Source organism: Thiohalophilus sp. (genome assembly GCF_031581315.1).
GTDB lineage: Bacteria > Pseudomonadota > Gammaproteobacteria > UBA6429 > Thiohalophilaceae > Thiohalophilus.
In genome coordinates this window covers 32669-33906 of the sequence record NZ_JAVLAZ010000026.1, presented here as the reverse complement: position 1 = coordinate 33906, position 1238 = coordinate 32669, and the positions used below count along the sequence as shown (strand labels likewise).

1 protein-coding gene is annotated in these 1238 nt (G+C 60.9%); it reads right to left on the bottom strand.

The features are described from left to right. A partial coding sequence (locus RI563_RS05665) for a proline--tRNA ligase (RefSeq protein WP_310693388.1) occupies nt 1-1157 on the bottom strand: 1157 nt, incomplete at its 3' end. Nucleotides 1158-1238 lie beyond the last annotated feature (81 nt).

Genomic DNA, 1238 nt, shown 5'->3' with positions numbered 1-1238 from the left:
ACATTGCGGATGTCGACCGTGGCCGGTTGCGGCAGATCGCGTCCCCAGTTGACGCCGGTCAGATGTTTATCCGGCTCGTTGGCGCCACAGACAAAATCGGCGATCAGGGCACCGTGATCCACCTGCAAGGGAACTTCCAGACCAACCGGCCCGATGGAGCCGGGCTCGCAGCCGCAGGCCTGTTTGACTTCCACATCAGTGGCAAAGCGCAGCGGCGGGGTGATGCCCGCGAGTTTTTCCACCTTGAGCATATTCAGTTCGTGATCGCCGCGCAGAATCAGGGCATGAACCTGTTCTTCGGCATCGACTACCAGCAGGGTTTTGAGGCACTGGCTGGCGGGCACATCAAGGAAGGCGGCCAGTTGTTCGATGGTGTGCTGGCCGGGTGTGTCGACGGTCTGCAGCGTCGCGCCGGCGGGCGGCAGACTGCCACTGCCCGGCAGGGTGGGCGCCAGCTCCACGTTGGCGGCATAGTCGCTGTTGCTGCTGAAGGCGATGGCATCTTCCCCCGAGTCGGCCAGCACATGAAACTCGTGGGACAGCTTGCCTCCGATGGAGCCGGTGTCGGCCTGGACCGGGCGGTAGTCGAGCCCCAGACGCGAGAAGATACGGCAATAGGTGTCGTGCATCTGGTGATAGGTCTCATCCAGCGAGGCGTCGTCCAGATGAAAGGAATAGGCATCTTTCATCAGAAACTCGCGGGCCCGCATCACACCAAAGCGGGGGCGAATTTCGTCGCGAAACTTGGTCTGAATCTGGTAGAGATTGGTCGGTAACTGCTTGTAACTGCGAATTTCGCGCCGGATCAGATCGGTGATGACCTCCTCGTGGGTCGGGCCGAAGCAGAACTCGCGCCCGTGACGATCCTCAAGCCGCAGCAATTCCGGCCCGTACTGCTCCCAGCGGCCCGATTCTTCCCATAACTCGGCCGGTTGCACCGCCGGCATCAGGACTTCCTGGGCACCGGCGCGGTCCATCTCCTCGCGGATGATGTTCTCTACCTTGCGCAGCACTCGCAGTCCCATGGGCAGCCAGGTATAGAGCCCGGCGGCGAGTTTGCGAATCATCCCCGCGCGCAGCATCAGCTGGTGACTGATGATTTCGGCGTCGGCCGGGGTTTCTTTCAGGGTGGAGAGCAACAAACGGGAGCTACGCATAGGTTTTCGCTTTGTTATGTGATTGAGTCAGCGGCTATTTTATCCCAACTTTTCAGGCAGGGACGAGGGCCGAGTGACGAG